The following is a 719-nucleotide window of genomic DNA, read 5'->3' as shown; positions in this document are numbered from 1 at the left end:
CTGGTTGCCTCCTCATCTCCTATGTGTTCAGAGATGGGTATGCTTCCATTACGAAGCATGGGTTCCCCCATTCGGAAATCCCCGGATCAATGCTCACTTACAGCTCCCCGAGGCATATCGGTGTTCGTCCCGTCCTTCTTCGGCTCCTAGCACCAAGGCATCCACCGTGCGCCCTTTGTAGCTTAACCTATTCTTTACGCTCTTCTCGGTGAATTTCTTTTTCTCGCTATCTAGTTTTCAAGGTGCATTTTCCTTTAACTCTAAAAATCAAATATTATGGTGGAGCTAAGCGGGATCGAACCGCTGACCTCCTGCTTGCAAGGCAGGCGCTCTCCCAGCTGAGCTATAGCCCCATGTTATATTATATTTGGTGGGCCTAACAAGACTTGAACTTGTGACCTCACGCTTATCAGGCGTGCGCTCTAACCAGCTGAGCTATAGGCCCACATCTTTAATTTAGAGCTCCATCGCTCTTTCAAAACTAAACAGTGTATCCAAGCCCTTTTTTTCTCATCTCTTAAGATGAGTCGACTCCATAGAAAGGAGGTGATCCAGCCGCACCTTCCGATACGGCTACCTTGTTACGACTTCACCCCAATCATCTGCCCCACCTTAGGCGGCTGGCTCCATATTGGTTACCTCACCGACTTTGGGTGTTGCAAACTCTCGTGGTGTGACGGGCGGTGTGTACAAGGCCCGGGAACGTATTCACCGCGGCA

The 719-nt window shown here is 49.9% G+C and carries 2 tRNA genes and 2 rRNA genes; all 4 read right to left on the bottom strand.

The annotated features are described in order from the left end of the window. A 23S ribosomal RNA gene (locus BHF71_RS11045) occupies positions 1-188 on the bottom strand; the annotation flags it as partial. A gap of 89 nt (positions 189-277) precedes the next feature. Further along, a tRNA-Ala gene (locus BHF71_RS11040) sits at positions 278-353 on the bottom strand. A gap of 15 nt (positions 354-368) precedes the next feature. Then, a tRNA-Ile gene (locus BHF71_RS11035) sits at positions 369-445 on the bottom strand. A 94-nt stretch (positions 446-539) separates the two neighbouring features. Continuing rightward, positions 540-719, bottom strand: a 16S ribosomal RNA gene (locus tag BHF71_RS11030); the annotation flags it as partial.

It is taken from the genome of Vulcanibacillus modesticaldus, assembly GCF_001730235.1.
Taxonomy (GTDB): Bacteria; Bacillota; Bacilli; order Tepidibacillales; family Tepidibacillaceae; genus Vulcanibacillus; species Vulcanibacillus modesticaldus.
This window is presented reverse-complemented; position numbering and strand designations above follow the sequence as displayed.